Genomic DNA, 17,154 nt, shown 5'->3' on the forward strand with positions numbered 1-17,154 from the left:
CGGTGCGGCGATCCGACTTGCCCGCGAAGGCGGCCTGACAGCCGATCAGTCCATGGCGGGTGCAATCTTTTGACGTTGGTTTTCAAGATCAAAAGATCGCAGCCTGCGGCAGCTCGCTTGTCTCAGAATCGTTTGAAACTGAGTCAAATGATCGGAATATTGTATTCAGAACTCAGTTTCGTGAGTTTTTGAGACAGCATTCGTGGAGGCGAGCTTGATAGTCGATGATCAACCGCGTGCTCGATAATCTAGATCCGCAGACGTAGCACAAATGAAAAGCCCGCTGCCCCCTTAAAAGGTCAGCGGGCTTTTTGTTGAGTCTGATTATTCCCAACCCATGGAAACGATCAGGTGACGGCTCAGAACAATATCTTCGCCACATCCGCGAAGCGCTTGGCAAAGTGCACGGTAATCCCTTCTTTCAGGTATTCCGGCAACTCTTCGAAATTACCCCGATTAGGCTCCGGCAAAATCAGTTCATTGATCTTCTGCCGACGCGCTGCGATGACTTTTTCGCGCACGCCGCCAATCGGCAGTACATGCCCGGTCAGCGTTAGTTCACCGGTCATGGCTACGCCTTTTTTCGGTGGCTGGTTACGGGCGAGCGAAAGCAGGGCACTGGCCATGGTCACGCCGGCGCTCGGGCCGTCTTTCGGCGTTGCGCCTTCCGGTACGTGGAGGTGGACGAAGGCTTCATCGAAGAATGTCGGGTCACCACCGAATTGCTTCAGATGGGAGCTGACGTAGCTGTAGGCAATTTCTGCCGACTCTTTCATCACGTCCCCCAGTTGCCCGGTGAGTTTGAAGCCTCGGTTGAGGGTGTGGATGCGCGTGGCTTCGATCGGCAGGGTCGCGCCGCCCATGCTGGTCCAGGCCAGCCCGGTGATCACGCCGACGCCGGACAGCACTTGCTCGTTGCGGAACACCGGGCGGCCGAGTGAGGCTTCCAGGTCTTTGGGGCCGAGTTTGATGACGGCTTTCGGTTCATCGAGCAGTTTCATCACCGCTTTGCGCACCAGTTTGCCGAGGTTTTTCTCCAGCTGACGGACTCCGGCCTCACGGGCATAGCCGTCGATCAAGGCCCTCAATGCAGTGTCGCTAATGCTCAAGTTGCCTTTGGATACGCCGGCCTTTTCCAGCTGTTTCGGCCACAGGTGACGCTTGGCGATGGCAACTTTTTCTTCGGTGATGTAACCCGACAGGCGAATCACTTCCATCCGGTCCAGCAACGGGCCGGGGATCGAGTCCAGGGTGTTGGCGGTGCAGACGAATAGCACTTTCGACAGGTCCAGGCGCAAGTCCAGGTAATGGTCGAGGAATTCGACGTTCTGTTCCGGGTCGAGGGTTTCCAGCAGCGCCGAGGCCGGGTCGCCCTGGTAGCTCTGGCCCATCTTGTCGATCTCGTCGAGCATGATCACCGGGTTCATCACTTCGACGTCTTTCAACGCCTGGACGAGTTTGCCCGGTTGTGCGCCGATGTAGGTGCGGCGATGGCCCTTGATCTCGGCTTCGTCACGCATGCCGCCAACGCTGAAGCGGTAGAACGGTCGACCGAGGGATTCGGCGATGGATTTACCAACGCTGGTCTTGCCCACGCCCGGCGGGCCCACCAGCAACACGATGGAGCCGCTGATCTCGCCTTTATAGGCACCGACTGCGAGGAACTCGAGGATGCGGTCCTTGATGTCGTCGAGGCCGGCGTGGTGTTTGTCCAGCACCTTGCGCGCATGCTTGAGGTCGAGTTTGTCCTCGCCATACACGCCCCACGGCACCGAAGTCGCCCAATCGAGGTAGTTGCGGGTCACCGCGTATTCCGGCGATCCGGTTTCGAGGATCGACAGTTTGTTCATTTCCTCAACGATGCGTTTCTGCGCCTGGGGCGACAACACCTTGCCCGTCAGGCGTTGCTCGAACTGTTCGATGTCGGCGCTGCGATCGTCCTTGGTCAGCCCCAGCTCTTGCTGGATGACCTTGAGTTGTTCCTTAAGGAAGAACTCGCGCTGATGTTCGCCAATCTTGCGGTTAACTTCAGCGGAAATCTCTTTCTGCAAGCGCGCGACTTCGACTTCCTTGCGCAGCATCGGCAGGACTTTTTCCATGCGCTTGAGCATCGGCACGCAGTCGAGCACTTCTTGCAACTCGCTGCCCGTGGCCGAGGTCAGGGCGGCGGCGAAGTCGGTCAGGGGCGACGGATCGTTGGGGCTGAAGCGGTTGAGGTAGTTTTTCAACTCTTCGCTGTACAGCGGGTTCAGCGGCAGCAGCTCCTTGATCGCATTGATCAGCGCCATGCCGTAGGCCTTGACCTCGTCGGTCGGCTCGGTGGGCTGGTGCGGGTATTCGACTTCCACCAGGTACGGTGGGCGATGGTGCTTGAGCCAGGTTTTGATGCGCACCCGGGTCAGGCCCTGGGCGACGAATTGCAGTTTGCCGTTTTCGCGGCTGGCATGATGGACTTTGACCAGCGTGCCGTATTCCGGCAGGGCTTTGGTATCGAAATGGCGCGGGTTGTCCTGGGGGGCGTCCATGAAGAACAGGGCCAGGGAATGGTGGTCGGACTGGCTCACCAGTTCGAGAGTCTCGGCCCACGGCTCTTCGTTGACGATCACCGGCAGCACTTGCGCCGGGAAGAAAGGCCGGTTGTGGATCGGGATGATGTAGACCTTGTCCGGCAGGTTCTGGCCAGGCAGGGTGAGGCCTTTGCCGGGTGCATGGTGTTCGGCGTTGTCTGTTTCTGCGTATTCGCTCGGGTCTTCGGGAAATTCTTGCTGGTCGGTCATGGGGCACCTGCGCAATAGGGTATGGATCTTAGATGGGGCAGGTGGGGGGTGGTTTCAATGGCCCTGGCTATTTCAGAGTGTGTGTTCAGGGTTTTGACAGGTGCGGGTGGATCAAGGTCAAAAGCCAGATCAAAAGATGCACGCCGCCCTACAGGGATTTTGGGGATGGCGGGGATTGCAGCGCCCACAAAAAAAGGCGACGCCCCTCACAGGGCGTCGCCTTTGTTTTAACTGCCGCTACCGCTTATTCCGACAGTTTGTACGCAATCACATAGTCACCTTGCTTGGTGCCCAACGAGCCGTGACCACCCGCAACAACGAGCACGTATTGCTTGCCGTCCTTGCCGGTGTAGGTCATCGGTGTGGTTTGCGCGCCGGCTGGCAGGCGGCCTTCCCACAGCTGCTTGCCGTTTTTCACGTCGTAGGCGCGCAGGTACTGGTCGAGGGTGCCGCTCAGGAAGGCCACGCCACCGGCAGTGGTGAAGGTCCCGCCCAGGCTCGGTACGCCCATGCTCAGAGGGATCGGAACCGGCGAGCTGTCGCGCACGGTGCCGTTCTTGTGCTTCCAGATGGTTTTGTGGGTGGTCAGGTCGACCGCCGCCACGTAACCCCACGCCGGTGCCTGGCACGGAAGGCCCATTGGCGACAGCAGGGCTTCGAGGATCACGCCGTATGGCGCGCCTTTGTTGGGCTGTACGCCTTGGGTTTCGCTGACGCGAGGGCCTTGTTTGGCGATTTCGGCGGCCGGGATCAGTTTCGATTTGAACGCCATGTAGCTCGGGTTCACGAAAGCAATCTGACGCACCGGGTCAACCGACATGCCGCCCCAGTCGAACACGCCGAAGTTACCCGGATAAACGATCGAGCCTTGCAGCGATGGCGGCGTGAACATGCCGTCGTAACGCAGGGATTTGAAGTCGATCCGGCACAGCATCTGATCGAACGGGGTCACGCCCCACATGTCGCGTTCCTTGAGGGTCGGCGGCACGAAGTTCAGGTCGGACATCGGTTGGGTCGGCGAAGTGTGGTCGCCTTCCACCGCGCCTTGCGGTACCGGGATTTCATTGATCGGCACGATCGGTTGGCCGTTGCTGCGGTCCAGCACGTAGATGCTGCCTTGCTTGGTGGACGCGAGCACCGCCGGTTTCACACCGTCTGCGGTTTTCAGGTCCATCAGGGTTGGCTGGCCACCGACGTCCATGTCCCACAGGTCATGGTGAGTGAACTGGAAGTGCCAGCGCACTTTGCCGGTGGCGATGTCCAGCGCGGTCAGGCCGGCGGAGTGCAGTTCCGATTCAGGGGTACGCGCGCCACCGAACTGATCCGGGGTCTGGTTGCCCATCGGCAGGTAGAGCATGCCGAGTTTTTCGTCGACGGCGAACATGGACCACATGTTCGGTGAGTTGCGGGTGTAGACCTTGCCTTCGGCAATCGGCGTGGTGTCGTCCGGATTGCCGCTGTCCCAGTTCCACACCAGTTTGCCGGTGTGCACGTCGAACGCGCGGATGACGCCGCTTGGCTCGTCGGTGGAAACGTTGTCGGTGACGTGGCCGCCAATCACCACCAGGTCTTTGGTGACCGCCGGTGGCGAAGTGGAGTAGTAACCACCAGGGGTGAAGCTGCCGATGTTGGCGGTCAGGTCGACCTGGCCACCGTTACCGAAGTCTTCGCACATCTTGCCGGTGTCGGCGTTCAGGGCGATCAGGCGGGTGTCGGCGGTCGGCAGGAAGATCCGGCGCGGGCAGACGCTGGTCACTGGCGCGTTGGCAGTGCCGGTCGGGCTCTGCTCGGACGCGTAGGCGGCATCATCGTGATAGGTCACGCCACGGCAGGTCATGTGCGCCCAACCCTTGAAGTTCGCCGCGTTCTGCGTGGAGAGCTTCGGATCGAAACGCCAGATTTCCTTGCCGGTGTCCGGGTCCAGTGCGATCACCTGGCTGTGCGGCGTGCAGACATAGAGCATGCCGTTGGCTTTGAGCGGGGTGTTTTCGGCGGTGGTTTCGCCCGGGTCGTTCGGGCCAGGCAAGTCACCGGTGCGGAACGTCCAGGCGGGAACCAGTTTGCTGACGTTCTGCGGGGTGATTTGCGCCAGTGGCGAGTAGCGATCGCCATGGGCACTGCGGCCGTAGGAGTTCCAGTCGCCATCCGGCATGGCCGGGGCGGTGTTGCTCATGCCAGGCACAGCGTCACGGTCCAGTTGGCCTTTGATTTCACCAGGGTTGGTGAACAGGCTGGCCAGCGCGGCGATACCGGCGATGACCACGGCAGCACTCAGCACACCGGTGCCGACCGGGTTGAAGTCGCCGCGACGCAACGGGCGACGAAACCATGGCAGCAGCATGACGATGCCGAGGGTAAAGAGCAGCGCCAGACGCGGCACCAGTTGCCACCAGTCCAGACCGACTTCCCACAGTGCCCAGACGGTACTGGCGAACAGCACCATAGCGTACACGCTCAGCGCCGCATAACGGTCGGCCAGCAGCAGCCCACCGGCCACCATCAGGCCGATACCGGCCAGCAGGTAATACAGCGAGCCGCCGAGCATGCTCAGCTTGATCCCCCCGGCCAGCAAGGCCAGGCCCATTAGTAGAAGCAGAATGCCGAGCAGGGTCGGCAATAAACGGCTTCGACTCAAAGCACCATCAGTGCTCATAGTGTGGTTCTCCGTGACGTTTTAAGTAGTGCCGCGCAAGTTCACTGTAGATGACGATCTGGCGCGGGCATGGTTCATCGAAAAAGTGTTTGGTTGATGCGGTCCCTGTGGGAGCAGGCTTGCCAGTTCCCACAGGTTTTATGCGTTTGATCAGAACGATGACTGGATCTTGATCCCGCCAATCAGCGCGTCGTCGACCTTGTCCACGCCACCGGGGTGGCGGATGTATTGCAGGTTCGGGCGCACGGTCAGCCAGTTGGTGACGTGCACGCCGTAATAGAGCTCGCTGCTGTATTCGGTGTCTTGCGGGGGCAGGAACGACGGATCGTCGAAGTCGAAGGCGGCGCGGGCCTGGTTGGTGGCCTCGGCGTTCTTGCGGTAGGCCGGGTTGACGTGGACACGGGCCAGCGCGAAGCCGATATCGTCTTTGGCGCGGGCATCGAACAGGCCTTTGTAGACGACACCGGCCTGGACATAGTTGTCGATGGCGTTGGTCTTCTTGTCGTGCATCGTGGCGTTGGCGAACACACTCAGGCCGCGTGAATTGTCGCTGGCGCGGCTGGTCAGTTGCTGCTGAATACCGAGCCATACGCCATGTTTGCTCGATGCACTGCGGTAAGCCTCGCCGCTCAGGGCGGCCGGCTGGCCATTGCCGTCCTTATAAACGTCGCTGGCCTTGGCGCTGCTGTAGTAGTAACCGGCGCGGTATTCACCCGGCAGGCCGTTGAGCTTCGGGGTCCAGACCAGTTCTACCGGCAGGATTGCGCCCTGAGTGCCGCTGCCGCTGAGCTTGAAACCGTTGCCGCGATCCAGATTGGACGGGTTTTGCTCGTAAGCCCCGACTTGTGCGTAAAGCTCGGGCGTCAGGTGATATTTGACGCGCATGGCCCACTGGCTGACGGGCCAGTTGTACCAGATGCCACCGACCCAGTTACCGACCTGGGAGCCGCAGAACGCCAGGTTCTGGAAGTCGCAGGGGAAGCTGTTGAAGTCTTCACCCTCGCCAAAGCGGCCGACCTTGATGTCGAGCTTCTGGTCGAAGAATTTCTGCTGGTACCACATCTGCGTCAGGCGCCAGGTCTGGCCACGGCCCCAGACTTCTTGCGCCGAGGTGAAACCGCCGACACGCGGGTCGTTGATCCGGTCGTTGCTGATGTTGTTGCCATTGCGTTCGGTGATGGTCAGCTGAAATTCAGCGTCGTCCCAACCCAGAATCTTCTGCAAGTCCAGGTGAGTGCCCAAGGCAAACTGATCGCTGTAGCGCGCGGTACGGTCATGGTCGTAGCCACCGTGCAGATTGCTGCCCATTTCGCCGGTGTAATCGACTTTGAAGTCGTAGCCTTTTTCCGAAAGTTCGGTGCGAGTGCCGTTCCAGTCACCCAGCATCCATGGCGAGTTGCTATCGAAGGCTGGCGCGGCCTGGGCGCAAGTGGCAAGGCCCAGAGCGGTGAACCCGCTGATCAGCTTCAGGGCTTTTCGGCTGGACACAGCGGGTGAGACAGCGCTGTCTCGCGGAGTTTGAAAATCAGGCATAGAGAAGGAATTCTTGATCTTTTTCTAAAGGGGATGCGCTGAACGCAGCAGGAATGCAGCAGGGGAGAAGCGTTTCAGCTGGACGGGCGTAAGGATAATGTTCTGTAACACATTGAGAAAGGGCTTTTACTGACATGGATCATTTCGGATTTGGTAACAGTCGGCTGCGACCGGTCGCCGCAGTGCCAGGTGGCGCAAAAAAAAGGCGGACTGAATAGTCCGCCTCGCCATGTTTCAGGGCCGTTAATTCAACAGATAGACCGGGAAGCATTCACACAAATGCATCACCCGTCGACGGACATTGTCCAGCAGTGCCGCATTGGTCGGTTGCTCAAGCAGGTCGGCAATCAGGTTGGCCACTTCGGCGCATTCGGCTTCACCGAAGCCCCGCGTGGTCAGGGCGGGTGTACCAATGCGGATGCCGCTGGTGATCGCAGGTTTTTGCGGATCGTCGGGGATCGCGTTCTTGTTCAAGGTGATGTGGGCGCTCTCGAGCAACGCCTCGGCATCTTTTCCGGTGATGTTCTTCGCGCGCAGATCGAGCAGGAACATGTGGCAGTCGGTGCCCCCTGACACCACCCGCAGGCCGCGTCGAGTAAGGATATTCGCCATGGTCCTGGCGTTGTCGATGACGCGTTGCTGATAGTGCTTGAACTCATCGCCGAGGGCTTCGTTGAGCGCTACGGCCTTGGCGGCGATGACGTGCATCAGAGGTCCGCCCTGATAGACCGGGAATATCGTCTTGTCGAGCAACGCCGCATGTTCGCGTTTGGCCAGGATCAGACCACCCCGTGGGCCGCGCAGCGTTTTATGAGTGGTCGAGGTGACGAAGTCGGCAATGCCGACCGGCGAGGGGTACAGGCCGGCTGCGATGAGTCCGGCGTAGTGCGCCATGTCGACCATCAGGTACGCCCCGATTTCATCGCAGATGTTGCGAAAACGCTGGAAGTCGATGGTCCTTGAATACGCCGAGGCACCGGCAATGATCATTTTCGGTCGGTGTTCCCGGGCCAGGGCTTCCATCTCGGCGTAGTCGAGGGTTTCGCTGTGTTTTTCCAGGCCGTAAGAATAGGCGGTGTAGAACTTGCCGGAGAAGTTTACCGAGGCGCCATGGGTCAAGTGGCCGCCATCGGCCAGGGACATTCCCAGAATCGTGTCGCCAGGGTTGAGCACAGCGAGAAACACGGCCTGGTTGGCCTGGGAGCCGGAGTGCGGCTGGACGTTGGCATATTCGCTACCAAACAGTTTGCAGGCACGTTCGATGGCGAGGCTTTCAATCTCGTCGACCACTTTACAGCCACCGTAATAGCGCTTGCCTGGGTAGCCTTCGGCGTACTTGTTGGTCAGCACCGAACCTTGGGCTTCCAGCACTTCTTCGCTGACGTAGTTTTCCGAGGCGATCAACTCCAGGTGGGTTTCCTGGCGGTTGCGTTCGCGGCCGATCAGGCGAGCGAGGGTGGGGTCTAGATTCTGCAGGCTCATGGAGGGCATTCCTTTAAATGAGTGCTTCAGCCAAGGGGGCTGGCGCGTGACGCGGCAACACCCGTGACTGGCTTTTGCTGGTATCGGAAAGAAAAATGGACGTGTCTTTCAGACCGCTGCCGGTGATCAGCACCACGGCGGTTTGCGGCGTGTCGGGGTGTTCTTCGGCGTACTTGAGCAGACCGGCGAAGGCGCTGGCTGCCCCGGCTTCGGGGAAAACGCCGGTGCTGGCGGCCAGTCTGGACGCCGCTGCGACAATGCTCGGGTCACTGACACAGATGAACTCGCCCTCGCTGGCCGTTACCGCGCGCAAGGCCTTGAGACGGTCGCGCGGCAGGGCCACGTTGATGCTGCTGGCGAGGCTGGTAGGCGTAATGCGTTCGGTCTGCTGCATCGGCTGGTCGCTGCGCCAGGCTCGATACATGAAATTGCTGTTTTGCGCCTGTACGCCGATCAGCCGTGGCATGCGTTCAATCCAGCCCAGTTGCAGCAGATCGAAGAAGCCTTTGTACACCGAGCCCAGGATGCAGCCATTGCCGACTGGGACAAACACCAGGTCCGGGACTTGCCAGGCGAGCTGTTCGCACATCTCGAAAGCCACGGTTTTCTTGCCTTCGCTCATGTACGAATTGATGCCGGTGGTGCGGTTGTACCAGCCATGGGTTTCGCAGGCGTCGAAGCATTGTTCGAACGCTTCGTCGTATTGCCCATCGACCAGTACGATCTCGGCACCGTAGCCCTGCATTTGTGCGAGTTTCTCGCGGGGAGCACTTTTTGGCAGGTAAATCACGTTGCGCAGACCCAGGCTCGCGCTCATTCCGGCCAGCGCCGAAGCAGCGTTGCCAGTGCTGGCGACGGCGACGGTGCTCGCACCGGATTGCATCGCATGGGCTACAGCCAGGGCGCTGGCGCGATCCTTCAATGAGCCGGTAGGCTGCCGGGATTCATCCTTGATGAATACCTTGATTGGCGCCTCTCTGCCGAGCAATTCGGGACGTGAATACAACGGCGTGTTACCCACCAGTAATGGTGGAATGAACTGCGTGGAATTCAGCGGCATCAGCCGGTCATAACGCCACATTCCCCGGGCGTGGTCATGAGCCAGACTGTCCCGTGACCATTCGCGTGCCAGTGTCGGGTAATCGTAGAGCGCATCGAGAGCACCATCGATTTTGCAATGGGGGCAGTAGTAGCTGACTTCATGTGGCTGGTAGCGGCGTTCGCAAGCCAGGCACTGCAATACATACTCTCTGTAAGACTTCTTCATGGCCAACCCTTGAAAGTACGCTTCCCTGACAACGTCGGTTCAGCGCGGAAACACGGATCACTCCGATGCGCCGGACCGACGGGTACTTCGCTATCCGAAGATTTTTTTTCAGACCACCATGATGGCGTCGATGGCGACCAGGGTATTGCGCGCCAAGGCGCTGGCGCCGGCGGTGGTGCGGGCTGGATAAGGCTGGGTGAAATACTCTTCCATGACCCGGTTCAGGGTCGGGAACTCGCTCAGGTCCGTGATGAACGCAGTGACCTTGACCACGTTCGCCAGAGTGCCGCCCGCGGCTTCGGCCATCTGCGCCAGATTGTCCAGGGTCTGACGCAGTTGCCCTTCGAAATCCTGAGCCAGCACTTCATTGTTCAACGCCGAGACCGGGGTCTGTGCCGACAGGTAGATGGTCTGCCCATGACTGACCTTGATGCCTTGGGAGTAAGTGCCCAGAGGCAGCGGGGCCTTGTCGGTGAAGATGACGTTTTCTTCGCCCAGAAAAGGTTTGGCCAAGGGCTGGAGTTGAGCGTTGGTCTGCATGATGACGATCCTTGTTAGTGGGTTGGGGGGTTAGTGCAAGTCGGCAACCTGTCGCACGGCCAGGGCCGAGAATTCCTCGTCACGGCAACGCGCCGGGGAAAAGTGCTGGTAGTTGAGGTGCAGGGCCGCCAGGTCGGACGGCATTGCGTTGCCCAGTGCGGCGTGACTGCACAACCGGGCAATGGCCGGTGCGGCCTGAATGCCGTAGCCGCCCAGTGCGGCAAGCCAGATGAAACTTTCCTGCAACGGGTCCTGGCCCAATACCGGCGAACGGTCGGCAACAAAGGTGCGTAGGCCTGCCCACTTGTTGATGATCGAGCGAGGGCGCAGCCGTGTGGTGTTTTGCAGGCGATCCATGGTGATGGCCAGATCGAGTTCATCCGGCAGGGCATCGCAAGGCAACGACGGGCTTTCATCGCAAGGCGAGACGATCAGGCGTCCGGCTTCCGGCTTGATGAAAATGTCTTCGTCGACCGTTCCCAGGTATGGTGTGCGGTGCACGTCGCATTGCGGATCGACCGCCAGCACCGTGCGGCGCAGTGGCCGCACACCTACCTTCGGCAAACCGCAGCGCTCGGCCAATTCATCGGCCCAGGCGCCGGCGGCGTTGACCACAATCGCGGTCTCGAGGTGCTGGCCATCCTGGGTGTGTAACGTCCAGTGACCGGCACGGTACTGGCCCCGCAACACTTCGGTCTCACGTTTGACCACACCGCCGCGAGCGCGCAGGCCGCCAAGATAGGCACCATGAATGCCGTGTACATCCAGATCGAAGGCGCTGGGTTCGAAAATCCCCGCGCTCCACGCGCCCTCTGCCAAGTAAGGCACCAGTTCAAGGACTTGTTTCTCGTCGAGGAACTGCGCCGTCGGCACCTGCCCGAGAACCGCGGTGAAACGGGCGGCCAACTTATCCACACGTGCCGCCTGGGCCACGATCAACGCACCCCGTGGTGCCCACAATGGATGTTCGGCGAGCCCCTCGGGCGGATTCTCGAAAAAGCTCCGGGAGGCACAAGTCAGCGAGCGGATCTGCTGGTTGCCGTAGCTTTCCATGGAAATCGCCGCCGAACGCCCGGTGGTGTGATAGGCCAGTTGTGGTTCGCGTTCAAGCAGGCACACGCTGCCGTGAGCCGCCAGTTCATAGGCGGCGGATACCCCGGCAATCCCGCCGCCAACCACGATGAAGTCGTAACGAGCGGTCATGGTCGGCTGCCCTCGACGACGGTGCCGGATTTGCTTTCCCGGGTGTAGGTCAGTACGAAATGTGCCACGAGCCCGAAGATCAGCCCCCAGAATGCAGCGGCCAGCCCCAGGAAACTCATGCCCGAGGCGGTGACCAGGAAGGTGATCAGCGCCGCTTCACGTTGTTTCTCGTCAGCCATGGCTCCGGTCAGCCCGGCGCTGATCGCCCCGAACAGGGCCAGGCCGGCGAGGGAGGCGATCAGCTCTTTGGGCAAGGCAGAAAACACCGAAGCGAGGGTCGCGCCGAAGATGCCCATCAGAATGTAGAACACCCCGCAGGCGATCCCGGCGATGTAGCGCTTGTCGCGATCTTCATGGGCTTCGCGGCCGGTGCAGATAGCGGCGGTGATGGCCGCCAGGTTTAAGCCATGGGAGCCGAATGGCGCCATCAAAATCGAGCCGATGGCTGTGACCGAAATGATCGAGCGCGCGGGGGTGTTGTAGCCCGAGGTGCGCAACACCGCCATGCCCGGCACGTACTGCCCGGTCAGGGTGACGAGGGCCAGCGGCAGGCCGATATTGATGATCGCGTGCCAGCTCCACTGCGGGGCAATGAAGATCGGGTGAGCGACATCGACGGTGATCGAACCTGTGTTGAGTCCACCGAACGAGGCGGCCACGGCGCAGCCGACAATCAATACCGACAGGATGGCGTAGCGCGGTGAAAAGCGTTTGAACAGCAGGTACGCCGCGATCATTGACAGCACCATGCTCGGCTGCAGCTTGATTGAGGTGAAGAGTTCAGCGCCGAAACGAAACAGGATGCCGGCGAGCATGGCGGCGGCGATGGCTTTTGGCAGGCGACTCATCAATTTGTCGAACGCACCGGACAAGCCGACCACCGCGATAATCACCGAAGCCACCACATAGGCGCCGATGGCCTCGGGCAGGGAGACCGTGGGCAGCATCGACACCAGCAACGCCGCACCCGGTGTCGACCATGCCGTAATCACCGGAATCCGCAAGCGCCAGCTCAATAACAGACCGGTAATGCCGCTGCCGATGGAAATAGCCCAGATCCAGGACGACACTTGATCATTGGGCAGGTGTGCCTCCCGGGCCGCCTGAAACACGATGATCAGCGGGCCGGCATAGGAAATGATCACGGCGATGAAGCCTGCAATGATCGCTGACAGGGATAGATCCTTTCTGAGTGTGTCCATGATGTCTCGGCTTGGCGTGGCTGGCACGCGGTGATTCAGAATGAGATTGAGTCGATTGCTTCGATTCGAGATGAGTGTATTTGAATGAATTGAGTTGATTCAATAGGCGAGGAGGTTGTTACGAGATGTTTTTTTGCTATCAAGCTGTATTTGTCAGGCTTTTTTCAAATAACTATTTGATTTATAAGAAAATATAGTTTTTGAAAAATATTTTGCATGAAAGATGCTTTTCGATTCATTCGCCGAATCAATCGACTCAATTTATTGATTGAATCCATTTATTAGTTGCCTAACCACCATGTGATATGCTCGGATATTCATCATTTCTACGATGGGTAGCGATCATTCATGTGGGTTCCTCAGCTAAGCGAGTTCAGCCAGCCGATGTATTTGTCGATTGCCGACGCGTTGGCGCGCGATATCAGCAACGGCGTGTTGAACGAAGGTGATCGTCTGCCGACCCTGCGGGAGCTGGCCACCACGCTGAATGTCACGCCCGGTACCATCAGCCGTGCCTATAGCGAAGCCCATCGGCGGCGTCTGGTGCAGGGGGAAGTAGGGCGTGGCACTTATGTGCTCAACCAGAAACAGTTGGAACTGCCGGCCAGCAACAGTGCCGTTTCGCTGAATCTTGGGCAGTCTGAGTTATTGGACCTTTCGATCATCAAGCCTTACAGCGAAACCCTGGAATACTGGTTGCGTGGAGCCTTGGTGGGCATGGCCAAAAGCACGGATTTTGCCCATACCCTCGACTATGCCCCCGATGGCGGTCATCCGGCTCATCGCGAGGCGGGCGCGCAATGGCTGCGCCATTCGTTGCCCGATGCACAATGGCAGCAAGTGGTGATCACCGCCGGCGCACAGCATGGTTTGATGGTCGCGATGAGTGCGTTGACCAACGCCGGTGATCTGGTGCTCTGCGAGGAGCTCTGCTACCCCGGCATCATTTCCCTTGCCCATGGACTCGAACGACGCCTGCGTGGCGTACCAATGGACGATGAAGGGATCATTCCCGAAGCGCTGCGTGAGCTGTGCCAGCGTGAGAAACCGGCGATGCTGGTCTGCGTGGCGACGTGCCAGAACCCAACGGCGGCGATCATGTCGCAAAAACGTCGGGCACAAATCGCGGCGTTGGCCGAGGAGTTCGACTTCATTATCCTGGACGATGACATCTACGGTTTTCTGGCCACCGACCCGTCGATCAAGCCGCTGTCGGCGTTTGCCCCGGATCGTTCGGTGTACCTGACCAGTCTGTCGAAGTCGGTCATGCCGGCCTTGCGGATTGGCTATCTCTATAGCCCGCCGAAACTGCTGTCGCGCCTGACCTCCATGGTGCGCAGCAGCGTCTGGATGCCGTCGCCATTGACCGCTCAGTTGGCCAGCAACGTGATCACCGAGGGGCTGGATAAAAAGCTGATACGCATTCAGCGCAACGAGGCCGCCGGGCGGCAGGCGATCGCTCAGGAAATCTTCGCCAATTTCGAGCTCAAGACCCAGCCGTATTCCTACCACGTCTGGTTGACGTTGCCCGAGCCCTGGACCAGCGACGAATTCACCATGCTGGCCCGTGCCAACGGTGTGCTGGTCCTCAGCGGTACCCAGTTCCAGGCCGAACGTAGCGGCATTACGCGCTGCGTGCGACTGGTGTTGATGTCGCCCACCAGCCAGGACGAATTGCGGTTTGCCCTGACCAAGCTGGCCAGCCTGATCGATTCGGACCCGCGTCGTTATTACTGAGCCGGGTGCTATCTCCTGACGTTTGTCCCTCGGATGATGGCCAACTCACCTACAGTTAATTCAGTCTCTGACGAATGCCTCTGTCCGGAGCCCTTCCACCGGACGAAAGCCTCCGTTAAGGTGCGCGGCTTCCCATCCTTTCATCGTTCGAAGGCCCGGCATGACCGAACACAACCCTGATCCCCTGCACGGCGTGACGCTGGAGCAAATCCTCAACGCCCTGGTTGCGCACTACGAGTGGTCGGGGCTGGCCGAGCGTATCGATATCCGCTGCTTCAAGAGCGACCCAAGCATCAAGTCGAGCCTGACCTTTTTGCGCAAAACTCCGTGGGCGCGGGAGAAGGTCGAACGCCTGTACGTGAAACTGATGCGCACCAAGCGCCCGGTCTGAGCATGGTCATACCCTCGACCGCGAGGCGTCGTTGTGTGGCCGTGGCGGCGATTCTGGGCTGGGCGGGCTTGAGCATTCAGATGTACCTGATTCTCTATGCCCGCTGGAGTATCGCGGCCAGCCTGCTGGGCGGGCTGGTGAGTTTTTTCAGCTTTTTCACGGTGCTGACCAATACGCTGGTGGCGGTGGTGCTGACCTGTGAACTGACGTCCCGCGAGTCGGCGGCGCGACGCTGGTTTTTGCAGCCGTGGGTGAGCAGTGCCATTGCGGTGAGTATCGCGGTGGTCGGCGTGGCGTACAGCCTGTTGTTGCGCCATTTATGGCATCCCGAAGGCTGGCAATGGCTGGCCGATGAGCTGATGCATGACGTCATGCCGCTGCTGTTCCTGGTTTATTGGTGGTTCTGTGTACCCAAGGGGACGTTGCGGCTGCGGCACATTGCGTTGTGGGTGATTTATCCGCTGGTGTACTTCGGCTATTCGCTTTGGCGTGGGCATCTGCTGGCGGTTTATCCCTATCCGTTCATTGATGTCGACAAACTGGGTTATCCACAGGTGTTCGTGAATGCTGGGGGATTGTTGGCGGGGTTTGTGCTGGTTTCACTGTTGGTGATCGGGTTGGATCGGTGGCGCACGGATCGCAAGTGAACACTGACTGTGGCGAGGGAGCAAGCTCCCTCGCCACAAAAAGCATGCAGCCACAGCGTGGCGTTTATTCCTCGTCGCTGTCTTCCAGCCGCCAGTAGCCGACAGCCTTCACAAACTGCTCGTCCAGCCCGTGCTCATCGAGCAATGCCCGGCGGATCTGCCGCGACACTTTGGTTTCGGTCGCCACCCACGCATACAGATTGCCAGCGGGCACTTTGATCTGTTGCACGGTGGTCAGCAGGTTATTTCTGCCGCCTTCACGCAGCACCCAGATCACATCGACCTGCGCGGCGCTTTCCAGGCGTTGTTGTTCGGCGCCGTTTTCCACTTCCACGATCACCAGTGCACGTCGATTGGCGGCCAGGCCTTCGAGGCGGCGGGCGATGGCGGGCAGGGCGGTTTCGTCGCCGATCAGCAGGTAGCTGTCGAAGATGTCCGGCACGATCATCGAGCCACGCGGCCCGCCGATGTGCAGGAACTGGCCGGGTTTGGCCTGCTCGGCCCAGGTCGAGGCAGGGCCGTCGCCGTGCAGCACGAAGTCGATGTCCAGTTCCAGCGTGTCCAGGTCGTAACGACGGGGCGTGTAGTCGCGCATTGCGGGCATCGGCCCGTTGTCCTTGCCGGCACCGAGTACCAGGGTTTCCAGCGCGGCCTGTTCCGCTGCGTTTTGCGGGAACAGCAGTTTGACGTGGTCATCCGTGCCGAGGCTGACGAAGCCTGCGAGTTCCGGGCCGCCCAGGGTAATCCTGCGCATGCGCGGCGTCAGGTCAACCACCCGCAGCACTTGCAGGCGACGGCGTTTGATCTCGTGGCTGACACGGTGAATGGTTTGGGATGGCACGATAACGTCGGTCATTCGACTTTCTCCGAAACGGGTTGAACGGTGGGGCCGTCGACGATGGCTTTGGCCGTGTTGTTGAGCAGGTCGCGCACCCGCAGGATTTCTTCCGGGCTCCAGCGACCATGGTGCATTTGCAAGGCATGACGCAGGTTGTGCACCGCTTCATGGATCTCGGCCGGGCGGTCCTGGCCGCGCAATGAGCGCTTGCTGACTTCGATGCGCATGCGCACACCGTCCAGGGCAATCGCCTGCTCGCTTAATGACAGACGTCCGGCGTCGGTGATGCTGTAGCGTTTTTTGCCACCCTCGGCGTCGCCCAGGATCAATTCGCTTTCTTCAAGGAAGGTCAGGGTCGGGTAGATCACGCCAGGGCTGGGGCTGTAGGCGCCGTCGAACATGCTTTCGATCTGGCGGATCAGGTCATAGCCGTGGCACGGCTGCTCGGCGATCAGCGCCAGCAGCAGCAATTTCAGGTCGCCAGGGGCGAATACGCGTGGGCCGCGACCGCCGCGCTCGCGGCCGGGACCCGGGCGTTTCTCGAAGCCGTCGCGGCCGTCGCCGTGTTCGCGGTGGGGGGAATGATGGTCTCTCATTTTTGCTTTCTCTCGTCGTGTTTAGATACAACTTAAGATATATCTTTAGGCTGGCGCAAGCGTTCTTGACCAACGGTCGAGATTGGAGGGCTTGGGGAAAGGCGCGAGTGGGGAGCGCACGGGAGTGACGAGGATGCTACGAAGGTTTGATTTTTAGAGTAATTGAACTAATTATGAAGTGCTTCCGTTTAGTGCTGGTCTATTCGTGTGCGAACAGTAGTATTGGTCTTACGGAAGTTTAAATCAGTTCTTGTCTGTGTGTTTTTTCAGTTAAAACTGTGTGTAGTA

The 17,154-nt window shown here is 59.7% G+C and carries 13 protein-coding genes; 3 read left to right on the forward strand and 10 right to left on the reverse strand.

What is annotated here, in order from left to right:
* Nucleotides 1-359: 359 nt before the first annotated feature.
* The 8 genes from lon to PGR6_RS05210 all read right to left on the reverse strand — a co-directional run bounded on the left by lon (nucleotide 360) and on the right by PGR6_RS05210 (nucleotide 12,657).
* Nucleotides 360-2,777, reverse strand: coding sequence for an endopeptidase La (gene lon / locus PGR6_RS05175; protein ID WP_064616264.1), 2,418 nt, complete (start codon nucleotides 2,775-2,777; stop codon nucleotides 360-362).
* A gap of 244 nt (nucleotides 2,778-3,021) precedes the next feature.
* A complete protein-coding gene (locus PGR6_RS05180) occupies nucleotides 3,022-5,430 on the reverse strand; it encodes a glucose/quinate/shikimate family membrane-bound PQQ-dependent dehydrogenase (RefSeq protein ID WP_064616269.1) in 2,409 nt (802 codons plus the stop codon).
* Between the two features lie 150 nt (nucleotides 5,431-5,580).
* Nucleotides 5,581-6,963 (reverse strand): carbohydrate porin, encoded by a 1,383-nt coding sequence (locus tag PGR6_RS05185; protein ID WP_064616270.1) that lies wholly within the window; start codon nucleotides 6,961-6,963, stop codon nucleotides 5,581-5,583.
* Between the two features lie 243 nt (nucleotides 6,964-7,206).
* Nucleotides 7,207-8,445: a serine hydroxymethyltransferase gene (gene glyA / locus PGR6_RS05190; protein ID WP_018926660.1), complete on the reverse strand. Its 1,239-nt coding sequence runs from the start codon at nucleotides 8,443-8,445 to the stop codon at nucleotides 7,207-7,209.
* Nucleotides 8,446-8,458: 13 nt separating this feature from the next.
* Nucleotides 8,459-9,712 (reverse strand): threonine synthase, encoded by a 1,254-nt coding sequence (gene thrC, locus PGR6_RS05195; protein WP_026286467.1) that lies wholly within the window; start codon nucleotides 9,710-9,712, stop codon nucleotides 8,459-8,461.
* 108 nt (nucleotides 9,713-9,820) lie between these two features.
* Entirely contained in the window at nucleotides 9,821-10,252 is a 432-nt protein-coding gene (locus PGR6_RS05200) for a Rid family detoxifying hydrolase (RefSeq protein WP_007941724.1), read from the reverse strand.
* Nucleotides 10,253-10,282: 30 nt separating this feature from the next.
* Entirely contained in the window at nucleotides 10,283-11,455 is a 1,173-nt protein-coding gene (locus PGR6_RS05205) for an NAD(P)/FAD-dependent oxidoreductase (RefSeq protein ID WP_018926658.1), read from the reverse strand.
* Nucleotides 11,452-12,657, reverse strand: a complete 1,206-nt coding sequence (locus PGR6_RS05210; RefSeq protein ID WP_018926657.1) for a benzoate/H(+) symporter BenE family transporter — start codon at nucleotides 12,655-12,657, stop codon at nucleotides 11,452-11,454. Before PGR6_RS05210 ends, PGR6_RS05205 begins: the two co-directional genes overlap by 4 nt.
* Nucleotides 12,658-13,005: 348 nt before the next feature.
* Between PGR6_RS05210 and PGR6_RS05215 the strand changes: the two genes are divergently transcribed.
* The 3 genes from PGR6_RS05215 to PGR6_RS05225 all read left to right on the forward strand — a co-directional run bounded on the left by PGR6_RS05215 (nucleotide 13,006) and on the right by PGR6_RS05225 (nucleotide 15,432).
* Nucleotides 13,006-14,394, forward strand: coding sequence for an aminotransferase-like domain-containing protein (locus PGR6_RS05215; RefSeq protein ID WP_064616271.1), 1,389 nt, complete (start codon nucleotides 13,006-13,008; stop codon nucleotides 14,392-14,394).
* A 160-nt stretch (nucleotides 14,395-14,554) separates the two neighbouring features.
* Complete coding sequence (locus PGR6_RS05220) at nucleotides 14,555-14,785, forward strand: VF530 family DNA-binding protein (RefSeq protein WP_018926655.1); 231 nt, start codon at nucleotides 14,555-14,557, stop codon at nucleotides 14,783-14,785.
* Between the two features lie 2 nt (nucleotides 14,786-14,787).
* On the forward strand, nucleotides 14,788-15,432 hold the full coding sequence (locus PGR6_RS05225) for a Pr6Pr family membrane protein (protein WP_064616272.1): 645 nt from the start codon (nucleotides 14,788-14,790) through the stop codon (nucleotides 15,430-15,432).
* A 64-nt stretch (nucleotides 15,433-15,496) separates the two neighbouring features.
* On the opposite strand, the gene PGR6_RS05230 is transcribed toward PGR6_RS05225, so the two are convergent.
* Complete coding sequence (locus PGR6_RS05230) at nucleotides 15,497-16,288, reverse strand: siderophore-interacting protein (protein WP_064616274.1); 792 nt, start codon at nucleotides 16,286-16,288, stop codon at nucleotides 15,497-15,499.
* The gene (locus PGR6_RS05235; RefSeq protein ID WP_064616276.1) at nucleotides 16,285-16,866 is read right to left on the reverse strand and encodes a PadR family transcriptional regulator; all 582 of its coding nucleotides are present in this window, start codon (nucleotides 16,864-16,866) and stop codon (nucleotides 16,285-16,287) included. Before PGR6_RS05235 ends, PGR6_RS05230 begins: the two co-directional genes overlap by 4 nt.
* Between the last annotated feature and the right edge of the window lie 288 nt (nucleotides 16,867-17,154).

It is taken from the genome of Pseudomonas sp. GR 6-02 (genome assembly GCF_001655615.1).
GTDB lineage: Bacteria > Pseudomonadota > Gammaproteobacteria > Pseudomonadales > Pseudomonadaceae > Aquipseudomonas.

What these genes read in the sequence shown, in the direction of transcription:
- lon (WP_064616264.1), bottom strand. Translation starts at nt 2,777, where the DNA reads ATGACCGACCAGCAAGAATTTCCCGAAGACCCGAGCGAATACGCAGAA.
- PGR6_RS05180 (WP_064616269.1), bottom strand. Translation starts at nt 5,430, where the DNA reads ATGAGCACTGATGGTGCTTTGAGTCGAAGCCGTTTATTGCCGACCCTG.
- PGR6_RS05185 (WP_064616270.1), bottom strand. Translation starts at nt 6,963, where the DNA reads ATGCCTGATTTTCAAACTCCGCGAGACAGCGCTGTCTCACCCGCTGTG.
- glyA (WP_018926660.1), bottom strand. Translation starts at nt 8,445, where the DNA reads ATGAGCCTGCAGAATCTAGACCCCACCCTCGCTCGCCTGATCGGCCGC.
- thrC (WP_026286467.1), bottom strand. Translation starts at nt 9,712, where the DNA reads ATGAAGAAGTCTTACAGAGAGTATGTATTGCAGTGCCTGGCTTGCGAA.
- PGR6_RS05200 (WP_007941724.1), bottom strand. Translation starts at nt 10,252, where the DNA reads ATGCAGACCAACGCTCAACTCCAGCCCTTGGCCAAACCTTTTCTGGGC.
- PGR6_RS05205 (WP_018926658.1), bottom strand. Translation starts at nt 11,455, where the DNA reads ATGACCGCTCGTTACGACTTCATCGTGGTTGGCGGCGGGATTGCCGGG.
- PGR6_RS05210 (WP_018926657.1), bottom strand. Translation starts at nt 12,657, where the DNA reads ATGGACACACTCAGAAAGGATCTATCCCTGTCAGCGATCATTGCAGGC.
- PGR6_RS05215 (WP_064616271.1), top strand. Translation starts at nt 13,006, where the DNA reads ATGTGGGTTCCTCAGCTAAGCGAGTTCAGCCAGCCGATGTATTTGTCG.
- PGR6_RS05220 (WP_018926655.1), top strand. Translation starts at nt 14,555, where the DNA reads ATGACCGAACACAACCCTGATCCCCTGCACGGCGTGACGCTGGAGCAA.
- PGR6_RS05225 (WP_064616272.1), top strand. Translation starts at nt 14,788, where the DNA reads ATGGTCATACCCTCGACCGCGAGGCGTCGTTGTGTGGCCGTGGCGGCG.
- PGR6_RS05230 (WP_064616274.1), bottom strand. Translation starts at nt 16,288, where the DNA reads ATGACCGACGTTATCGTGCCATCCCAAACCATTCACCGTGTCAGCCAC.
- PGR6_RS05235 (WP_064616276.1), bottom strand. Translation starts at nt 16,866, where the DNA reads ATGAGAGACCATCATTCCCCCCACCGCGAACACGGCGACGGCCGCGAC.